A 22,350-nucleotide genomic window follows, 5' to 3' on the forward strand; every position below is an offset into this window, starting at 1 on the left:
ACAAGCTCATATCAGACAATCACAGCATCGAGTTCCATTTATTGGACTTATAACCTCAAAATCAGGAGTGATATGTGATGAAAGTTGAACTGAATGCGGAGCAATTGATGTGGCAGGAACAATTCAAGGATTTTGTAGACAGTGAGATTATTCCATATGCTAGTGTAAATGACAGCGAAGAACGAATTCACCCGGAACTCCTTGCGAAAATAACTGAGGCTGGTTATCTGGGCTCCATGTTGCCAAAAGAATATGGGTGGGATGGAACTGGACAATATCACTATCGGGATTCTTAACGAAGAGGTTGGACGTGGCTGCTCCTCTGTTAGAAGTTTGTTAACCGTTCAGGGGATGGTGGGTTTAGCGATCTTGCGTTGGGGAACGGAGCAACAAAGACAGTACTGGTTACCTGCATTAGCTACGGGAACAACTTTGGGTTCATTCGGATTGACAGAACCGAGTGTTGGAAGCGATGCCAAAAGCATTGAAACAACGGCCGTATTAGACGGAGACGAATACATACTTAACGGTCATAAAAAATGGATAACCATGGGACAGCTTGCAGACGTATTTTTGATTCTTGCCCAATGTGAAAACAAGCCGACAGCGTTTATCGTGGAGAGAGATTCCATTGGGTTCAGCGTTGAACCTATGAGCGGGTTGCTTGGAGCGAGAGCATCGATGATTGCTGAACTTAAAATGGATTCTTGTCGAATTCCGAAGGAAAACCTCCTGGGTCAAGTCGGTACAGGGTTATCACATGTTGCTTTACCTTGTCTGGATTATGGAAGATACACGATCGCTTGTGGCTGTGTCGGTTTAGCCAAGGCATGTCTGGATGCATCGGTACATTATGCTAATTCCAGAATCCAATTCGGAAGAGCTATACGCGAGAATCAAATGATACAAAAAATGATCACTGAAATGTCAGTGAATATGAAAGCGGCACGGATGCTGTGTTACAGAGCAGGATATTTAAGAGATGTGGGTGATCCAGAGAGCATTATGGAAACTTGGACTGCCAAATACTTTGCTTCAACCATGGTGAATAAAGTTGCCAGTGATGCTGTTCAGATTCATGGTGCCAATGGTTGCCATCGAGACTATCCCGTAGAGAGATATTATCGGGATGCCCGGATCAATGAAATTATCGAAGGCACGACTCAAATGCATGAGATTTTAATCGCAACACAGGAGGTTGTAACACACCGCCGAGAAATGAGACGTTCAAATAAAGCAGAAAAAGTTAAGGATGGCGCGAATCGAAACGTTTAGATTTTGCATTGCAGGACCTAAGGAAGAGCCCTTTTTTTTGCATTAGGCAGGATCATTCATTATGCTATGAAAAAAGGGCTTGATCATTAGGTTCTTTGATGTTTTACCATAATTGATTTAGGAAAGATACGGAGTTGATTAGGATTGAAACGGATTGGGCAGGGACAGACAGCGGAAATATTCAGACATGGTGAAACTTCAATTTTGAAACTCTTCAGAGAAGATTTCTCTGAGGAAGCGATTCAGCATGAGTTTGATAATACTCGAATCGTTTTGGAACTTGGAGTTAAATGCCCACAAACAATTGATATGGTGACGATCAATAATCGTAAAGGTATCATATTTGAGTTGGCCAGTGGAAGGACACTTTTGGAAGAGATGATTATTAAACCATGGTCCATTGAGCGCAGAGCAAGGCAGATGGCAGCACTTCATCATCAAATACACCAGCAATCAGGTGAACAGATTCAACAAAAGCATAAGACTGTATTAGAGAAGAATATATCAAACGCAAGCGATCTATCGGACATGGAGAAGCAACAGATTATGGACTATGTACATAGTTTGCCGGAAGGCAGATCTCTATGTCATGGGGATTTCCATCCCAATAATGTGATTACAGGCAAAGAATCCTGGATCATAGACTGGATGACAGGCGCATCGGGCTGTCCAGCAGCAGATGTGGCAAGGACGCTGGTATTATTAAAATACGGAAATTTGCCAAAAGGCACTCCAATGATGATGAAAGTTCTGCTGAAGATAATCAAAAGCAGGATGAGTAAAGCGTATATCGAGTATTACTTGTCCCTCTCGGGCATGGACATTCGCGAGATACATCGATGGGTTCTTCCCATTGCTGCAGCCAGACTAACGGAGTGGATACCACCTGAGGAAAAAAAAGATTTATTGGATTACATTCGTAATCAGCTTAAAAAATTCAACACAACTTAGATCAAGATTTGGAATGAATGTATAGCACCGTACTTGTCAAAACCGTCCGAAAAACAATCAGGAGGTTAACGATAATGGATTTCCAACTACGTTCTGTTGTTTCTTATGATATGGTCGTCCGTGAAAAAAAACATCTATTTGACTTGTCTCTCAGAAGACAGATTGCCATATTTGAGGTTATGGATGCATTGGAAATCAGTGTGTTTAGCAAAACGGTGCAGGTTAAGGCAGGGGCTGTGCTGCTGGCAAATAAAATAAGACTGCAAAACTATGATAAACCTGTTCTGAAAATGAGAGGTATTATTTTTGGATCGGATCTGCTTGAGCGACTGCCAAGCTGTCACATATTAAGTGAGAATGGTAGCAAACACTATGATCTTGCTTTAAGTCTGTTGAACCGAACGGTAGAGAGTAGAGAAGACATCGAAATAGCTGAAAGAGATTTTCTTGAAGTATACTCCAGTTACTATCAAACGAATCTGGCTAATTTGATGCGACCGGAAACGGATCGGGAGGACTCGGTCAAACGGAACTTGATCATGATATGCAAGTATATCCAAAACAATTATGAGCAGCCAATTACTCTGCAATTTCTGGCGGATATGGTTGGTTATAATCCAGTGTATCTGTGTAATCTGTTTTCTAAGGTTTTCAATGTTTCGCCACTGAAGTACCTACAGCAGATTCGGGTGGATAAGGCACAGGAGTACGTAACCAAGACGGATCTTCCAATCTCTGAAATTACAACGAAGTTAGGGTACAGTTCTAGTACACAATTTAGTGCAATGTACAAGAAAAAAGTGGGCAAAACTCCGACCGAACATCGCAATCAATTCAGAAGCAACAAGGGAAATTTGCCCCTATCTATTCAATCTACATAATGTATTCAATAACACAGAAAATATTGTATTTTTTTACGTAAAATGATAAATTACGATAAAAATAAGAATACGAGGAATGATAGGGCTAATGAAGAAAATTCAACTTTTTTGTTTGCCTCATGCAGGTGGGTCAGCCATGATTTTTCATCGCTGGAAATCATCTTTAAGCCCTTTTATTGACGTAATACCGATCGAATTAAAAGGAAGAGGCGCTCGGGTGGGGGAACCATTCTATGAAAGCTTTGAAGAAGCGATTGAAGATATCTACCCCACGGTTTCCTCACTAATTCATGGGCCTTATGCTATTTTCGGACATAGCATGGGAAGCTGGATGGCGCTCGAACTATATTACCGACTTGCACAGTCAACGAAACAATTGCCTGAACATATGATGCTTTCAGGCAATCGTGCACCACATATTTTCAAGGATGAGAATATTCACGCATTGCCAGACGAAGAGTTCAGAGAGACGATTCAGAACATGGGTGGAACGTCGGATGAGGTCTTTACCAATAAAGAGCTCTTTTCGTTATTTGCACCTGTACTTAGAGCCGATTTCAGGATTGTCGAACTCTATCGTTTTCAGCCTAAGCCTTTCAAGGTTCAGAGTGATATTACCGTGTTAACTGGCAGAAGCGATACCCGAGTGAAATCTAGTGATCTGATCGGATGGAAAAAGTACGCTGGTTCACAATGTGACATTGTCAAATTGGATGGAGGACACTTCTATATCCAGGAAAATATTCAGGAAACAACGAGAATTATAAATGAAAAGCTGCAACCTTATGTAATCTAGTTGACAAGGAGTGTGTTCCAGTTATGAGCATGGATAACTTGGCTCAATTATTTAACTCCCTTGGTTCAGTCACAGACAGAGGTATTACTTTTCTGAATGGCAGCAAAGAAGAAAAGGTTGTATCGTACCAGTCCCTTGTGCAATCAGCCAAAATCCGATTAGGAGAGCTTCAAGCATTCGGGATGCAGCCGGGTAATGAATTGATCTTCCAACTGAACTCTGAAGAAGAGTTTATTGTCACCTTTTGGGCGTGCACGCTTGGAAAAATCATACCGGTTCCGATAACCGTAGGTGGAAATCAGGAGCAAAGAATGAAGCTTTACAATGTGTGGAAAACGTTGAACCATCCGTTTATTGCTGCTGATCAGGATCTCACGGAAAGTTTGGACAAGTTTGCCCGGAAGAATGGACTGGAAGAGGTTGTCCGCGAAATGCATGCCCGAATCTTTATAGTAGAGGACATCTCGAACTTGCGAGAAGAACCTATTGTTGAGGGAATTGAAGCTAGCATCCAGCCGGATGACATAGCCTTTATCCAATTTTCTTCAGGTTCTACAGGACAAACCAAGGGTGTAGTAATTAGACACCGCAATGTCATGATAAATATACAAGCTATGAATATAGCAACCCAAATCTCCTCTAATGACCGTTCTTTGAGTTGGTTACCCCTGACCCATGATATGGGTCTGATTGCGTTTCATCTTACAAGTACCTTCCAAGGTCTGCAACAGTTTATTATGCCGACTTCCTTATTCATCCGTCACCCTACATTATGGTTAACCAAAACTTCTGAACACCGTGTCACCCAACTATATGCTCCAAATTTTGCTTATAAATATTTCCTGGATTCATATAATCCACTAACCTTTGCATCAACCGATTTGTCTTCGGTACGTTTTATTATGAACGGTGCTGAGCCGATATCTCCGGCACTTTGTTTCAATTTTTTGGAGGCGATGAGTCCTTATGGACTGGCTTCCAATACAATGCTGACGGCGTACGGCTTGGCCGAAGCAACCGTTGGTGTTTCCTTTGGTAACGTCGGTGATTTGACTTGTTATGTACTGGACAGAAGATATTTGGAGAACGGGAAACCATTCATAGAAGCTGAACCGGGCTCAGAACATGCTGTTTCTTTTGTAGAAGTAGGCAAGCCGGTTCAAAATTGTGATGTACGAATATGTGATGATTATGATAAGCCGGTCGAGGAATTGGTGCTAGGCAGTATTCAAATTAAAGGATTGAGTGTAACAAGCGGTTATTACAACAATGCGGCAGCTACGGAAAAAGCTAGTACAGCCGATGGATGGATTCGTACTGGAGATATTGGATTTATGAATGATGGCGCAATAGTCATTACGGGCAGAACCAAGGACATTATATTCATCAATGGTCAAAACGTATATCCGCATGATATTGAACGTGTAACGGAGGAACTGGAGCAATTTGATCTGGGGAAAGTCGCTGTATGTGGTGTCTCCAATCCACTTACAGGTTCGGAAAGCGTTGTAATGTTTGTACTGTATAAAAAGGACTTGCCATCTTTTATTCCAAGAGTTGGAGAAGCCAAAGCACATATTCAGCAGCGGATGGGAATTGAAATCAAGTCCGTACTACCCATTAAGCAAATTCCTAAAACGACGAGTGGAAAATTTCAACGTTACAGGCTTCAGGAGCGGTACGAAACAGGAGAATTTAGTGAAATCGAACAATCCATTCAGAGCATGTTAAGCCATATGCAGGAGATCAAAGAAGTACAACCAGCTCGTGATCATATTGAACAAAAGCTGATTGAGATTGTTGAGTCCGTAGCGGGACTTAGGAATGTCGGAGTAACGGACAATCTGGCTGAAGCTGGATTCGATTCGCTAAAAGTAACGCAGATTCATCAGGCAATCGATGATGCATTTCCAGCCAAAATGGCAATTTCCAGCTTGTATTCACATACCTCTATTGTCTCATGGGCGAATCTGATCAGACAAGACAGAGTGGAACTGGAGCCTGTACGGATGGATCGGAGCTTTTTCCATACGGATCGAGGTTACGAAGCCTTGTCGTATCAATTCACTCTCCCAGCTTCATTGGTACAGGATATGCGACTGATTGCACAATCCGAAGCGATCAGTATTCATGTATTGGCATCAGCTATGTATGCTTACTTGTTACACACTTTGTCAGAACAACCCTCTATTGATATGCACGTATCCTATGGTACAGCGAGAATGATTACACCTGTACGATTGAATTTCGATCAATACAAGACAATGAAAGAGCTCTTTCAAAATGTTCATCAACAGATCATAACCATGCCTTCGGATCGAGCGTTTACCGTCGAGCAGATGAGCCAGATCAGAACAAGCAGCACGGAGTGGGCAGTTATTCCTTTATATGGTGAACAGCATCTGTTCAAGGCATCGGACGATGTACTGAACTATTACGATCTGATTATCCTAGTGTCGGACGAAGGTGATACTCTGCAGTGCAATTGTCGTTTTAATGGACGCAAATTAAAACAGAGCCGTGTGAAGCGTCTTATTGCCAATTATGTGAGAGGACTTCAACTATTGGTACAACCGGAATTGAAATGAAATTTCATAGGGGGACGGCCATGCTTGATCAATTGTTCGACAGAGAGCAATGGGAAGAAGAAGATGACCAGGACACTTCTATTGAACTGGATATAACAACGGATAATAGACATGATATAGCTGTTATAGGTATCGGTGCGAAGTTGCCGACCGGAGAGTCGCTGGATGAATTTTGGAAGATGCTTGATTATGGAATTGATTGCATACGTGAATTGCCCAATCGTCGAAAGGGCCAGTTGGATCAATACTTGCTTCATAAGCAAGGTTCATTGGAGCATGTACGTTATTTGAACGGAGCTTATCTGGACGAAATCGATGAATTTGATTATTCCTTCTTCCGTATGAGTGCACAGGAAGCCAAGCTGATGAGTCCGGTTCAACGATTGTTTTTGCAAACGGTATGGCGTGCGGTTGAGGATGCAGGTTATGGTGGTGACCGTTTGGCCGGAAGTTCAACAGGGGTGTACGTGGGTGTAATCGGAGATCAAGAAGGTTACAAGTACAAACAGATGGTCGAGGAGTTAAGTCCGGACATGTTACCAATTGCCACCGTAGGTAATCTTTCGTCCATCATTCCTGCAAGAATTGCTTATCTACTTAATCTGACGGGGCCGGCTATGGTTGTAGACACAGCATGTTCCTCTTCGCTGGTTGCTCTGGATATGGCAGTACGTGCGTTACGTGAAGGAAGTTGTGATATGGCTATCGCTGGAGGGATCAGGCTGAATATGATTCCACTGGATAAAGAGTATTACAAAATCGGTATTGAATCCAGTGATGGAACAACAAGAACCTTTGATGAAGATGCGGATGGATCAGGAACGGGTGAGGGTGTAGTAAGTGTTGTACTTAAACCTGTGGAACAGGCATTGCGGGATCATGATCATGTGTATGCAGTCATAAAAGGCACAGCTGTGAATCAGAATGGGTATTCGGCAGGGATCACAACTCCCAATGCGGTAGCTCATGAAAAAGTACTGACGCATGCTTGGCGTGATGCTGGAATTCATCCTGAGAGTCTTTCCTATCTGGAAGCACATGGAACAGGTACGCTCATTGGGGACCCGATTGAACTGGAAGGAATCCAATCGGCTTTTCGCAGATTTACGGACAAAAAACAATTCTGTGCGATAGGATCGGTTAAGTCCAATGTTGGCCATTTGTACGACAGTGCAGGATTAGCGGGTCTGCTGAAGGCGATAATGGCACTCAGATCCAAACGTATTCCCTCTACACTTCATTTTAATAAGCCCAACCCAAAATTTGAATTTGATAAATCACCAGTCTATGTCAATGTCATTTCAAGAGAGTGGGAAGGAGCGGCCACTCCTCGAAGATGTGGAGTCAGTTCATTTGGGTTAAGCGGCACCAATTGCCATGTCGTACTGGAAGAAGCTCCGAACATATCAGTGGAATTGGGGCGCGATGACCATTATCCCTTTTTGATCTCCAGCGTATCATCCGGAAATCTCTCCCGTCAGGTGCAATCATATGTGAAGTGGATCAATGAGAACCCGAAGGCCGATGTGAGGGATGTATGCTGCACAGCAGCTACTGGAAGACAGCATCATGCACACCGAGCGGTGTGGGTGGTCAGTTCGTTGGATCAATTGCTGCAGCATTTAAACGACTTTCTTGCTGAACCCAAGACCGGTAAATATGAACAAGATACATTCAGGAAAAGTAATCAGTTATTCACTACAGAAGAACTTATCTCGAACTGGCATATCGAAGGATACGATAGATCAACCGTGCTAGAGGAGTTGTGCACACATTATCAAGGCGGTGCTCAGATCAATTGGTCAAGAATCTATCCAGATGTGACCTATAACAAGTTGAGCTTGCCCACATATTCATTTGAGGAGAGTAAGTGCTGGATTGATACTAACCCCGATAATTCGGTACAGACTGAGGAAGAAGCGATGTATTATTCATTGTCATGGAAGCCTTGGAGCGAGATCGGCAAGACTAACTCATCCAGCATCCATAATGTTGAACGTGTTTTATTAATGCGAGATGATACACAGCTACATGCAAGCCAGTTGGTGAACCAAATTCGTGAAGCTGGAGTAGCAGTTATCGAAGTGATATTGGGAACATCCTACCTTCAACAGGATGCACAGACATATGTAATTCGAAATAACGAGAGTGATTACATCAAACTTTTGCAGGAAGTGTCCTTTGGAGGGCCCTATCGGATCGTGCATATAGCATCACTTGACCATACAGAAATTAAGGAGAACAGGCTGGACAAAGGTCTTATGTCTGTATGGAGACTTACCAAGGCATGCTCACACGTCATTGCAGAGCCGGTTGAGATGATTTTGGTGACAAGCTTTGCTAATGATGTGACGGGTGACGAGAAAGTTCTGTATCCGGAGAATTCGGCGATGCTGGCTTTCGGACAGACGGTACAGCGTGAGATTCAGAATCTCGAATGCTTCTGTTTAGATGTTGACCAAGATTGGGATACCTCTCAGTATATGCGTTACATTTTGGGGCCGTTGGAGAAGAAGTTTTTGGCGATTAGAAAAGGACAAGCATATCAAGCTGAATTTGCACCTGCTGATATCTGTTCCATGCCTGATGCTGAGATGAACTGGAAAGAAGACGGCGTATACATTATTACAGGTGGACTTGGTGGTCTGGGGATGGAGATTGCTGAACGCTTACTGTCATTAGGACGTATGAATCTGGCTTTGATTGCAAGAACGCCACTGCCCAAACGTCACAATTGGGACATCATTCTAAATGCAAAAAATACTTCACCAGTTCTAAAAAGCAAGCTTCTCCGGTTGCTTGATTTGGAGAAACGGGCCGGACAGATGACGTATCTTGGAGCTGATGTTGCCGATGCGGATCAGTTAAGTCATGCCATTGAACAATTGAGAAATCGATTTGGTTGTATACGTGGCATCATCCATGCAGCAGGCGTTGGGAGTACACAACATGCTGACCAGATGACCGAGGAAGAATTTACAGCAATGCTGGCTCCGAAAGTGAAGGGGACTCATCTACTGGATCAGCTAACAGCCGAAGATCAGCCAGATTTTCTAGTCATGTTCTCGTCCGTCGCTACGTTATTTGGATCTACTGGACAGGCTGCTTATGCCGCCGCAAATGCATATCAGGATGCCTATGCCCCGATGCGGAACCGCAAAGGGATGCGTACGATAACGCTGAATTGGACTACCTGGAAAGAGGTAGGCATGGCTTCCAGAGCCGGATTTGATTTTGACACCTTATTCAAAGCGATGCCCAAAGAGAGTGGGCATTGGATCGATTGTTCGAAATAATGGGAAAACAGACCGACCGTCTGCTGGTGGGGGAAATGAACTGGAATTCACCCTATTTAAACATTTTGAATAACTACCACTTTCATCTTGCTGCCAACATCGGACAAAGGTTACAAACATTGATGAAAATACCGGAGAGGTCAAAGCAAATATCAATGAAGAAGGAATCCGCTTCTACTGTTCAGATCCCAACGGAAGAGTATGAACTTGAATTGGAATCTTCCGTGGAGATGGACCGGACTATTGCGAATATAGTTGGACCATATTTAGGCATTAAAGAGATGAATGTGCATGACAGCTTTTTCGAACTTGGTGCAGACTCCATTGTGATTAAGCAGATTTTCTTGAAATTGGACAAAACTTACCCTGGAAAACTCATACTGACCGATCTGTTTGAATATCCAAGTATTTCCCGACTGACTACTTATATGAGCACCACAGAAAAGCAGAAGCCTCACCAGTCTCCTCAAAAAAGGAAACTTTCGAAGAGAAAAGGGATACAGATCTTGAGAATCTGTTCGATGAGATCGAACGTGGAGCAATGGATCTGGATGAAGCAATCATCAACCTTCAAAAGATGTAGGGGGACGTGAAGCGTGGAGAAAATTCTGAAGCTCCTGGTAGAGAGTGTCAAGGACCAGAAGATGAACAAAACAACGGCGGCTCAGATCGTGAAAATGCTAAAAGAAGGGGAAAAGAAACCCGTCAAGGATATCGCCATCATCGGTATTTCAGCCAAGTTGCCCAATATGGAAACACTGGATGACTACTGGGATAATATCCAGAGCGGTGTAGATTGCATACGTCCCATTCCCAAGACACGAAAATCGGATATGGACGCTATTCTCTCTTATATGGATATACCTGAGGGAGATATTCAATATTACGAGGCGGCGTACCTGGACAATATCGACCAATTCGATCATGAATTCTTTCGTTTGCCTCCCAAAGAAGCCAGCTTAACGGATGTTAATCAGCGTTTGTTTATGGAGACGGCATGGGATGCCATGGAGGATGCAGGATACGGTAACGATAAATTATCGGGCACCAATACAGGTGTCTATGTAGGCTTTTCCAACAATATCAAAGATATGTATATGCGATATATTACCGAAACGATGCAGACAAGCGCACTGTCCATTGTTGGAAATTTGGCTTCCATATTATCCAATCGAATCTCGTATCTTCTGAATCTGAAGGGACCCAGTATTGTTGTTGATACAGCGTGTTCCTCTTCACTCGTAGCTGTCGCCATGGCATGTCAGGCCATTCGGAACAAGGAATGTGAAATGGCAATTGCGGGCGGTGTGAAACTTCATCTCATGACACGCGAGAATCAGAATGAGAAAATCGGGATGGAATCTCCAGACTACCGGACCAAAACATTTGATGATTCTGCAAATGGGGCTGGAATGGGCGAAGGAGTCACGGCTTTATTGCTGAAACCACTAGACGCTGCAATGCGTGATGGGGATCAGATCTATGCGGTAATTAAAGGTTTGGCCGTCAATCAGGATGGAAGTTCTGGCGGATTGACTGTACCAAACCCATCCACTCAGGCTGAGTTGATTGTAAAAGCGTGGGAGGACGGTAACATTGATCCCGAAACGATCTCGTACTTCGAACCGCACGGTACGGGGACGGAATTAGGCGATCCCATTGAGATTAAGGGAATTCAGAACGCGTTTAAGAAATATACTTCCAAGAAACAATTTTGTGCGATCGGTTCGGTTAAAACCAATATCGGTCATCTGTACGAAGCGGCTGGAACTGCTGGCTTAATTAAAGCAATTCTGGCACTGAAAAATAAAAAACTCCCTCCAACCTTGAACTTTGAAAAGCCAAATAGAGCCATTGACTTCAGTGGATCGCCGGTTTACGTGAATACTACACTGCGAGAGTGGACCACGGATGGAACAACTCCAAGACGGTGCGGTATCAGCTCTTTTGGTATTGGGGGAACCAACTGTCATCTAGTGCTTGAGGAAGCACCTGATCGGGCAACTGCCGGGCATAAAGCGAACACTTCTGTAACAGGTCCATCCATTCTGACGTTGTCCGCCAAGTCTGAGGAATCGCTACGTCAGATGATCAGTAAGTATATCTATTTTCTTGAAAAAAATGAACTGCCGACATTACAAGATATATGTTATACCGCGAACACGGGAAGAGGGAAATTTCCATATCGGGTAGCAATCATAATGAACAGCAACATCGATTTGCATCAGAAACTTACCCAGTTGGAGCGTTCAAAACAGCTATTTGGTACTTCACATGGTTCGCACATCTATACCGGTTTTCACAAGCTGGTTCAAGATGAGGAGGCAGCGGATCAGGAATTCAGAATGTCGCTCTCATCCAGGCATGAGCTGAGCGTATCGCTGGGACAAGCTCTTGGAGAATTCATGAACAGTGGGCAGCAAGACATCAATGCGTTACATCAGGCTGCTTCATTCTATGTCTCTGGGGGCGATGCTGACTGGGAAGCGCTTTATGCGAACCAGAGTGTATTCAAGGTCAGTTTGCCATCCTACGCATTTCAGACGCACAGATGTTGGATCGACATTCCAAAACGTAACAGAAGATCGGAAAAGGTACAGGCAGAGGGCATGTTTTATCAAGCTGTATGGCAACGATACACGCCCGTATCTCGAGATTCTGTCGTCTCAAAAATGAAAGGCACCGTACTTCTCTTCCGCGGAAACGATCAAGTCAGTGCTGCCTTGACGGTCCGATTGGAGCGTGAGCCCGAAGCACGAGTCATTCAGGTAGCCTGGGGGGATCGTTACGAGAAGTATGATGATGCGCACTATGTGATTCGTGGTGATGAAAGTGACTACATTCAGTTATTGGATGATATCAAGGGTCAGGGGCTAACCCGTATTATTCACGGGTTTACTCTGGCAGAGAATGATTCAGATGATTATTTACAAAGCGAGGAACAATTAAAGTTAAGCCAGGACCGTGGAATTCAGAGTGCATTCTACTTGACCCGTGCGATTCTACATCATCATATGACAGAGGGACTTCAGCTTCAATTCATATCCTCTCTAGCGAATGCAGTTACGGGTTATGAAAGTCAGGTAAGACCGGAAAATGCAACGCTTAACGGATTCGCAAAAGTCATTGAACAGGAGTATCCGGAGATATCCTGCCGATTCATTGATGTGGATTCAGATACCGATGCGGATACGATCTATGCAGAATTGAATGGCTCCCATGACCGTTTCCAAGTGGCGTATCGACATAATCAGTCATACGTTGAAGAATTGGATATTGCCAACATTCTGGAAGCCAGTCATGAGGAAGTGACTATTCGTGAGAACGGTTTATATCTTATTGCTGGTGGAACAGGCGGAATTGGTTTGCAATTCGCGAAGCATCTGGCTGATGAACGCTGCATTCGTCTGGCGCTAATCAGTCGTACGGCGATGCCTGATCGCACTGTGTGGGACAAGCTTATTCAAGAAGAAGATCCAAAGATAATATCCATTGAAATGATTGAACGAATGAAAACCATTATGGAGCTTGAAGCCGGAGGATCAAGTGTTGAATTAATCAGTGCAGACATCTCCGATCTGGAGCAGATGACTCAGGTTGTGCAGAGGTTGAGAACAAAATATGGACAAATCCATGGGGTAATTAATAGCGCTGGTGTTGCCAATGATGGCTTGATTATCCGTAAGGAAGAGGCTGCATTCCAAGAGGTTCTGAGACCGAAGGTTCAGGGAACCTGGGTTCTGAATCAAGTAACAGCGCAGGAACCACTGGATTTCTTCGTTATGTTTTCTTCTGGCATATCCATGTTAGGCGAACCGGGACAGAGCGATTATGTTGCTGCAAACTGTTTTCTGGATAGCTTTGCGTCTTACCGTGCAAATGGGTCGGGCCGAACGCTAACCATTAACTGGCCTGCCTGGAAGGAAACCGGGATGGCTGCCAGATTTGGTCTGAATGTGGATACAGCATTCAAGACATTAGCAACTCATCAAGCGATCAGTGCTTTTGACATGGTATTGAGCCGTCGTATACGCCGAGTGTTGATCGGTGAGCCCAATTATGCGAGTGAACTCCTACCGTTGTTAGAGTCGTCAAGGGTTATCCGATTCTCGGAAGCCATGACAGTTCGAATTCAACAGGAACGTAATCATTTGAATTATCATAACAACCAGCTGACGATAACTGAATATGAACAAAAGGTTGAACTGCACGGACGAGATAACGGTATATATACAACTACGGAGAAGGAACTTGCCCAACTGGTTGGACACGTTCTCGGGTTTACCGGGTTAGATGTATACGACAACTTGTTTGAACTCGGCGTTGATTCAATATCAATGATGCGCATTATTACTGAAATACGGGTACGCTACCATGTTCACCTAAACTACCACACGTTCTTTGAAGGTATGAATCTGGCGAAGCTTGCCATTCATCTGATTGGTGCACTCAAGGAAACTGGAGCGATATCCGAGTATCCCCAGCAAGAGCCGGAACCGGCGACCCTGTATGAGGACTTCCCTTTGACAGAAGTACAGATGGCTTATCTGTTAGGTCGAGACGAGCGGTTTGAAATGGGGGGAACATCCACTCACTATTATCTGGAATTGGAAACCAAATTGAACATGACGCATTTCCAGACTGCATTGCAAAAAGTGATTCAGCGCCATCCAATGCTGCGAGCGGTCATATTGCCTGAGGGCATGCAACGAATATTGCCACAGGTACCAGAATATCAACTGGAAATCGTTGACGTGTGCCATCTGAATGAGCAGGAAAAGTGGAAACACATTGAGGTGGAACGGGATCGAATGTCCCATCATGTGTTTGAGCCGAGCCAATGGCCGCTGTTTGAATTCAAAGCTTTTAAAATAGATGATACACGGCATTACCTGTTATTCGGCTATGATCTGCTGATTTGTGATAGTGCGAGTATCCAGATCCTTGGAGAGGACCTGGTGCATTATTGCCGTGAGCCAGAAACGGAACTTCCTGCACTGAAGTTTTCGTTCAAGGATTATATGATGGCATACGGAGAACTGAAAAATGGTGAGATGTACGCACGTGACAGGAAGTACTGGATGGATCAGTTGGACACATTCCCTTCCGCTCCAGCACTTCCGCTGAAGCAGGAACCTAGACATATCAAGAAACCACAATTTTCAAGGCTAAGCTGGATATTGGAACAAGATCCGTGGGAGCAATTAAAGCATAAGGCGCAGCAAAAAAATGTAACACCTTCCGCGCTTCTGTGTACTGCCTTTGCTCGAGTTTTGGCCCGTTGGAGCAATCAGGATCGACTTGCCATCAATCTGGCGGCATTCAACCGCTTTCCATTTCATGAAGAAACCAATCAAATTATCGGTGATTTTACATCCATCATGTTGCTCGAAATTAACGAACAAAAAAACAAACCTTTTTGGGAACAAGCAAGAGACGTGCAGAGTGGCATGCTCAATATGTTGGAACATCGACATTATGACGGCGTGGAGTTCATTCGAGAACTGGCCCGTCATCGAGAAGCGGGTACTTCCGCCATTATGCCGATTGTATATACCAGCACATTATTTGTGGATGCCATTGGAAGCTGGCAGCATATCGGAGATCTGAAAATGGGTATCAGTCAGACCTCCCAAGTCTACCTTGATAATCAGGTAATGGAGACTGACGGGAGACTGACCATTAACTGGGACTATATTCAGGATCTTTTTCATTACGATACACTTTCCGCCATGTTCGATGATTATACAGCGATAATTACTCATCTGTGTGAGCAAGAGAATATCGAGTTTTTACCAGATTTGCCTGAACAGGATAAGGCCATCTGGAATGCATTTAATGCAACAGCACAATCATTTCCAATATCTACACTGCATGGGTCTTTTATGGAGCAGGCGACCAAGACTCCTTATCAGACAGCATTGATTTACGGTAATCAGCAAATGACTTACCAACAGCTGGATGAACGTTCCAATCAGCTCGCTCATTTTTTGACGCAACAAGGAATAACACGGGGAGACCGGGTGGGGTTGTTAGCCAAACGTGGTATGGAGACAATTGTGAATACCATCGGCATTCTCAAAGCAGGAGCGGTATACGTGCCTGTTGATCCCGATTATCCTGAAGATCGTCAGCAATACATTTTACAAAATAGTAACTGCAAAATGCTGTTATTACCCGAACTTTATACGTTTGAGGGACTGGCTGAATTGCCGGTAGAGCCACTGGAAAATAACGCAGCACCTGACGATCTTGCCTACATTATTTATACGTCTGGCAGCACGGGAACTCCAAAAGGGGTAGCTACTGCCCATGGCCCGGCAATGAATACCATTCGGGATATCAATATGAAGTTTGAAGTGACGGATCAAGATCGGATGCTTGGTATCTCTTCAATGTGCTTTGATCTGTCAGTCTATGATATTTTCGGTGCACTTGCGACGGGTGCAGCACTTGTGATCATTGCTGACCAGCGTGATATTCATGACATGTACGACGCAATACAACAGCATAAAGTAACCATCTGGAATTCAGTTCCAGCCATTATGCAACTGATGGCAGATTACGTAACCGATCAAACCAATGAACAATTAAGACTCATCTTGCTCAGTGGGGACTGGATACCAAAGAAATTGCCAGAGCAAGTACATGGGCGTTTTCCTTCGGCACAGGTTATCAGCTTGGGAGGTGCGACAGAGGCATCCATTTGGTCTATCTATTATCCCATTGATACTGTCAAGTCTGATTGGAAGAGCATTCCTTATGGAAGACCACTTGCGAATCAGACATTCTATACGCTTGATTACACGGGGTGCCTGAGCCCAGTCGATGTCATTGGTGAGCTCTGCATCGGTGGAGCAGGATTGGCTCAAGGGTACTTTAATGATCCGGTGAGGACCGACAATGCATTTTTTAATCATCCGGAATTGGGACGCTTATACCGCACAGGCGATTTTGGAGTCTTGCGAAGAGAAGGGTACATTGAATTCCTTGGCAGACGGGATTCCCAAGTGAAAATCAGGGGTTACCGGGTTGAACTTGGAGAAATTGAAAGCCGATTATCTACAGTTCCTAGCGTGAAGCAGGCTGTCGTTATAGATAAAGTGGACATGCAAGGAACAAAGGTACTGGTAGCCTATTACTCAGCGGAGCGCAGCTATGACGAATTGGAGATGAAGCGTCTTTTGGCAAAAGCACTTCCGGATTACATGGTTCCTCAGCATTTAATCCAGTTGCCTGAATTTCCACTTACACCCAATGGAAAGATTGATCGGAAAGCGTTACCGGAACCAACCTTTGGACAACAGTCCAGTGCACTTGCAGGAACAGAAAGCCAAACGGAGCAAAAGCTGATTGAACTCTGTGAATCCGTATTCGGTATGAATGGAATAGGAACTCACGACAGCTTTTTCCAGATGGGGATCAATTCAATTCTAATGGTGCAGCTGGTGAATCGGATTGGGCAGGAATTCAATCAACGTCTCAGCTTCAAGGAATTTATGGCCCTGAGAGATATTTATGAACTGGCGGCTCTGCTTGAGAGCTCTGTGGAAAATGAAGATTCAGTGGGAACAATTCATTATCCGCAGCATGATCCATGCCCTGATCCTGAAGGCCGGCCATTCCCGCTGACCGAGGTACAGATGGCTTATGTCGCAGGAAGAAGTCAGGCTTTTGAAATGGGGGGCACTTCGACACACGGGTACCTCGAATTCGAAACACAACTGGAGATGACGCGCTTTAATGAAGCACTAATCAAGCTGATTGAACATCATCCTATGCTGCGGGCAATTATCCTGCCTACCGGAGAGCAACGAATCCTGCCACATGTACCAGTATACCGGATGGATATTGAAGATATCAGTGGTTTGAGTCCTGACGAGATGGAACGGGTGATCATAGCCGAAAGAGAACGCATGTCTCATCATATTTTTGAATTGGAGCAATGGCCATTATTTGAAATACGTGCGAAAAAAAATATCTAAGGATACACATCTGCTGTTGTTTGGATATGATCTGCTTATTGCTGATGGGGCAAGCATACAGATCTTCAATAATGATCTACTGAAATTCTATCATCATCCCGAGATTGATCCGGAGCCTAATCCATTTACATTCCGCGATTATATTCTTGCTTACAATGAATTCCGTAAATCGAATACGTACCTGGCTGACAAACAATACTGGCTTACCCGAGTAGAGGAGTTCCCAGCAGCACCTGCACTCCCATTGAAGACAGATCCTGCACAGATCAGCGAGCCAAAATTCAAGCGACTTAATGAAGTGTTTGAACCACAGCGTTGGGAGATATTGAAAAAGATTGCTAATGGACACGGGCTAACACCTTCAGCGCTTCTCTGTGCAGCCTATGCCCAGATCTTATCGTACTGGAGCAATCAACAGAAGATTGCACTGAACCTGACAGTCTTCAATCGTTATCCATTCCACCCAAGCATACAGGATATCATTGGGGACTTTACTTCCATGATTTTAATTGATGTGGATATGGCTTCGGGGAATGATTTTATGGGTCATGTGCGTCATGTTCAGGACAGTATACTGGAGGCGCTGGAGCACAGGCATTATGAAGGTATCGAATTCATACGTGATCTCTCCAAGCATCATCAAATGGGGAACAAGACCGTAATGCCAATTGTCTTCACAAGTATGATCTTTAATGAACGTGAGACAACTGAAGCAACTCAGGGACTGATTGGAAAGGTTCGAACTGGGGTCAGTCAAACATCGCAGGTATATCTGGATCATCAGGCTTCGGATGCGGGAGGTCAGCTAACGCTCACCTGGGATTACGTGGATGACTTGTTTGACCAACAGGTGGTCGAAACGATGTTTGCGCAATATATTGCGCTGTTGGATGGCCTAATTGTGGGAGAAACGATTACGGGGCCTGACATTCCTTCAGTCGATCGCAGCATTTTGGAAAGGTATAACCAATCAGAAGAAAATATCATGCCAACAACATTGCAACATTTGTTTGATCGTATGGCTAAACATTATCCAGATCAGGATGCATTGTTGTTTGAGGATGAGCGGATGACCTATTCGGAGCTGGACCGAAGATCCGGTCAACTGGCAGGATATTTACTTGAACAGGAGATCGGGCGAGGGGATCGAGTTGGCGTTGTAGCAAGGCGCCGCATGGAGACCATTGTAAATGTAATGGCTATACTTCGCACTGGTGCGGCATATGTACCACTTGATCCGGATTATCCTGAAGATCGGCAAGCTTACATGCTTAAGAATAGTGATTGCCGAATTGTATTGGACGTGGATGCCTATGATCAGGTCTCGGCTTCAGGTTATCCTCTACTCGAAGGTGAGCCATCTGGAACACCTGATGACATTGCATATGTAATCTATACCTCGGGAAGTACGGGTAGACCGAAGGGCGTTGCCATTACTCATGGGGCTGTAACGAATACGATTCAGGATATGAACAGAAAGTTCGGTGTTCATGAGAAGGATCGCATGCTTGGCGTATCTTCCATGTGTTTCGATTTATCCGTATATGACGTGTTCGGTGCACTTTCCTCGGGTGCAGCTCTCGTAATTGTATCCGACCAAAGAGATATCCGAATGATGAAAGAGGCCGTTGATCGCCATCAGGTTACAATCTGGAATTCGGTTCCAGCGATTATGGATATGTTCATGGATCGCCTGGAATCCGATGCTGGACGAAGCTACCGTTGGGCAAGTGATGAAGAGATTCAGGCGTCAACCCAACTGGCTGTGGAGAAAGAGTCAGTTGAATCGGTGTACCACTGGTCGTTCTCCACGCTGTGGCGAATGGATGGAAAGCATATCTACGTGGATGAGTTCAAATGCCCTGAATATGCAACAGGTATGTTCCCTGAACTGTATTTCTTGGCACAAAAGGGGATTCGGCAATCCGAGATTGCTTCTTTCTTCCCGAATGTACCTGCTAGTGAAGTGAATTCGCTCATGGAACTGCTCATTCGCAAACGTGCTTTGGTCAGCGGACTTATGGAGCCAGCGGAAATTTTCAAGAAGCAGACGCAGTTATTCCGCAATCCGTATGACGAAAAGGTAGCATACGATGCACAGGCATACGAGGAATTCAAAAAAATACAGTTGCATCGTAATTTCGGTGAGAACACCACACTTGAGGTCTCACTGGAGCGTGGTGTTGAATATCCTGATTTCATCTCCAAGCGACGTTCTCATCGTTCCTTTAAGGAGGATCAGCCTGTCACCATGAAACAGTTCTCCGATCTGATGGGAATACTGGGTCAGTATGATCAAGGACAGGAAATTCGGTATTACTATCCTTCTGCGGGAGGACTATACCCGATAGATGTGTTTGTGTATGTGAAGGAAGGAAGAGTTGCGGGAATGGAGGCGGGCTTGTACTACTTTAGTCCAGTGGATCACACGGTACGCCTTATTCATGGGAATCAGTCATTCACTGATGAAATGCACTATTACACAAACAGGTCCATTTATCAGTCTTCAGCGTTTACTGTTTTCTTCATTTACAACGCGGAAGCAACCATGCCGAAATATGGCGCGCAAGGTTACTTATACTCCCTTATTGATACCGGAATTATGGTATCCACACTAAATAGTGTTGGAGAGATGTTGGGCATTGGGATGTGTTCGATCGGAGATATGCCTTTTGAGAAAATAAAACCGTTATTCAATTTAAATGAAAATCAGATCTGGCTTCACACGGTGGAAGCAGGATTGAAGCCAGACGATGAAATGGCTTCTACGGAAGAATGGAGCAGCAGAAATTATATCAGACAAAATCCAAGCGTATCGGTATCCTATGGCGAAAACCCAATGGCTGCTGACCCAACCCTATTATCGGAACGTTCCGTAGCAGTCCTGGGTGCACAGACCGCTCCGCTGGCTAATTTAAATATCCAAAGTTCTGATATAGAAAGAGCAGTAAACATCACCAACGAGGGTAACCATCCAAGCAGTCTTCGTCTTATACTACTCAGCGGTGACTGGATACCTCTATCGTTACCGGGTAAAGTCAGAAATCTGTGTCCTGATGCAAGCATTGTGAGTCTCGGTGGTGCAACAGAGGCTAGTATTTGGTCCATTTATTATCCTATTAATTCAATATCTGATGCGTGGAACAGTATCCCTTACGGGTATCCGTTGGCGAATCAAACATTCCATGTGCTCGATTATAAACTGCGTCCATGTCCGGTTGATGTTCCAGGTGAGATGTTTATCGGCGGAGTAGGTCTTGCACATCAATATGTGAATGACTTGGATAAAACGGAGAAAGCATTTATTCAGCATCCGCTTCTTGGTCGATTGTATAGAACGGGAGACCATGGCGTCATGCGCAAAGAGGGATACATTGAATTTTTGGGCAGAAAGGACAACCAGATCAAAATCAGGGGGCATCGCGTGGAACTTGGTGAAATTGAAGCGATATTCATTCAGCACCACGCCTTGAAGCGTGTGTATGTAATGGACAGGCAGAACGAGCAAAAGAAAAAATATCTGTGTGCCTATTATGTCTCTGATCAAGAAGTTTCCATTGCTGAATTGCGAGAGTTTCTGATATCCAGATTGCCGGAGTACATGGTGCCTTCATTCTTTATCCGGTTGGAAGCTATCCCTCTAACAGCGAATGGAAAAATCAATCGTAATGCATTACCTGAACCAACAGCTCTACACACCGCTCAGGTCCAGTACAAGGCTCCCGCCAATGATATTGAGAAACAATTGGTACAGATATGGAGCGAAGTACTTGGCAATGCTCACATTGGTGTGAATCAGCATTTCTTTGAGATCGGCGGCGATTCTGTTCTGATGATCAAGGCACATGCCAGACTTGATGACCAATATCCGGGAATTGTGAAAATAACCGACATGTTTAATTTGCCAACTATTTCGGATATTACCGCATTTATCGAGAATCAGTTGGAAGAGATGGATGTAATCCATGTATCCCGCTCCCGCATTCCCTTGTCCATGGATTATTTCGTGGAAGGAGATTCAACATCAAACGAAACAGAAGAGTTGCAGTTTGCCATATCAGCAGAACTCTATGATCGTGTGGTGAATGCTGCCAGCAGGTGGGACGTCGAGGTGGATGATATTTTATTTGCCGGCTTTGCGTACCTTCTCGCACAGACCTCCAACAGTGATCGGATGAGTATGCATGCAGCCATTGGGCAGTCCGATTATATTCAAGTATTTGATCTGGACTTTGGCTCGTTGGAACAATTTAATGAATTATTCCAGCTTATCCATCAATCCAAGGATCAAGATGGCAGGGAGACATTCCACACCAAGCATGTTAGTACCCTTTTACAGGAACCCGGTACTGGAACATTACCTTTGTTCTATAACGCTGGTGCAGTTGCTTCGGGAGTGCCGGTGTCTGAACTGTACGACTTAACGTTACAAGTGGTTCATCAGGAGGACAGCCTGCACTTTGTATGTGGATTCCGTTCAATGAAATGGCGGAAGAGCAAGGTCGAGTCACTCTTGCAACTCTACTTTAAACTACTGAACCCGATACTCGAATGATCTCAAGCCGACTGTAAAGGAGA

General features: G+C 44.4%; 10 protein-coding genes. All 10 read left to right on the plus strand.

What is annotated here, in order from left to right:
- Window positions 1–77: 77 nt before the first annotated feature.
- Window positions 78–296 carry an acyl-CoA dehydrogenase family protein gene (locus QF041_RS28200; RefSeq protein ID WP_307416471.1) on the plus strand — a complete coding sequence of 73 codons (219 nt, stop codon included), beginning with the start codon at window positions 78–80 and terminating at the stop codon, window positions 294–296.
- A complete protein-coding gene (locus QF041_RS28205; protein ID WP_307416472.1) occupies window positions 262–1,275 on the plus strand; it encodes an acyl-CoA dehydrogenase family protein in 1,014 nt (337 codons plus the stop codon). The genes QF041_RS28200 and QF041_RS28205 overlap by 35 nt, the downstream gene beginning before the upstream one ends.
- 144 nt (window positions 1,276–1,419) lie before the next feature.
- Entirely contained in the window at window positions 1,420–2,226 is an 807-nt protein-coding gene (locus tag QF041_RS28210; RefSeq protein ID WP_307416473.1) for a phosphotransferase family protein, read from the plus strand.
- 74 nt (window positions 2,227–2,300) lie between these two features.
- Window positions 2,301–3,107, plus strand: a complete 807-nt coding sequence (locus QF041_RS28215; RefSeq protein WP_307416474.1) for a helix-turn-helix domain-containing protein — start codon at window positions 2,301–2,303, stop codon at window positions 3,105–3,107.
- A gap of 88 nt (window positions 3,108–3,195) precedes the next feature.
- Window positions 3,196–3,903, plus strand: a complete 708-nt coding sequence (locus tag QF041_RS28220) for a thioesterase II family protein (protein WP_307416475.1) — start codon at window positions 3,196–3,198, stop codon at window positions 3,901–3,903.
- A gap of 23 nt (window positions 3,904–3,926) precedes the next feature.
- The gene (locus QF041_RS28225; RefSeq protein ID WP_307416476.1) at window positions 3,927–6,491 is read left to right on the plus strand and encodes a non-ribosomal peptide synthetase; all 2,565 of its coding nucleotides are present in this window, start codon (window positions 3,927–3,929) and stop codon (window positions 6,489–6,491) included.
- A gap of 20 nt (window positions 6,492–6,511) precedes the next feature.
- Window positions 6,512–9,787 (plus strand): type I polyketide synthase, encoded by a 3,276-nt coding sequence (locus tag QF041_RS28230; protein ID WP_307416477.1) that lies wholly within the window; start codon window positions 6,512–6,514, stop codon window positions 9,785–9,787.
- Window positions 9,766–10,380 (plus strand): phosphopantetheine-binding protein, encoded by a 615-nt coding sequence (locus tag QF041_RS28235; RefSeq protein ID WP_307416478.1) that lies wholly within the window; start codon window positions 9,766–9,768, stop codon window positions 10,378–10,380. The genes QF041_RS28230 and QF041_RS28235 overlap by 22 nt, the downstream gene beginning before the upstream one ends.
- A gap of 3 nt (window positions 10,381–10,383) precedes the next feature.
- A complete protein-coding gene (locus tag QF041_RS28240) occupies window positions 10,384–17,772 on the plus strand; it encodes a non-ribosomal peptide synthetase (protein WP_307416479.1) in 7,389 nt (2,462 codons plus the stop codon).
- On the plus strand, window positions 17,753–22,327 hold the full coding sequence (locus tag QF041_RS28245; protein ID WP_307417069.1) for an AMP-binding protein: 4,575 nt from the start codon (window positions 17,753–17,755) through the stop codon (window positions 22,325–22,327). Before QF041_RS28240 ends, QF041_RS28245 begins: the two co-directional genes overlap by 20 nt.
- Window positions 22,328–22,350: the final 23 nt, after the last annotated feature.

It is taken from the genome of Paenibacillus sp. W2I17 (assembly GCF_030815985.1).
GTDB lineage: Bacteria > Bacillota > Bacilli > Paenibacillales > Paenibacillaceae > Paenibacillus.

Coding starts and splice junctions, on each gene's coding strand:
- QF041_RS28230 (WP_307416477.1), top strand. CDS start 6,512: ATGCTTGATCAATTGTTCGACAGAGAGCAATGGGAAGAAGAAGATGAC.
- QF041_RS28220 (WP_307416475.1), top strand. CDS start 3,196: ATGAAGAAAATTCAACTTTTTTGTTTGCCTCATGCAGGTGGGTCAGCC.
- QF041_RS28205 (WP_307416472.1), top strand. CDS start 262: ATGGAACTGGACAATATCACTATCGGGATTCTTAACGAAGAGGTTGGA.
- QF041_RS28215 (WP_307416474.1), top strand. CDS start 2,301: ATGGATTTCCAACTACGTTCTGTTGTTTCTTATGATATGGTCGTCCGT.
- QF041_RS28225 (WP_307416476.1), top strand. CDS start 3,927: ATGAGCATGGATAACTTGGCTCAATTATTTAACTCCCTTGGTTCAGTC.
- QF041_RS28200 (WP_307416471.1), top strand. CDS start 78: ATGAAAGTTGAACTGAATGCGGAGCAATTGATGTGGCAGGAACAATTC.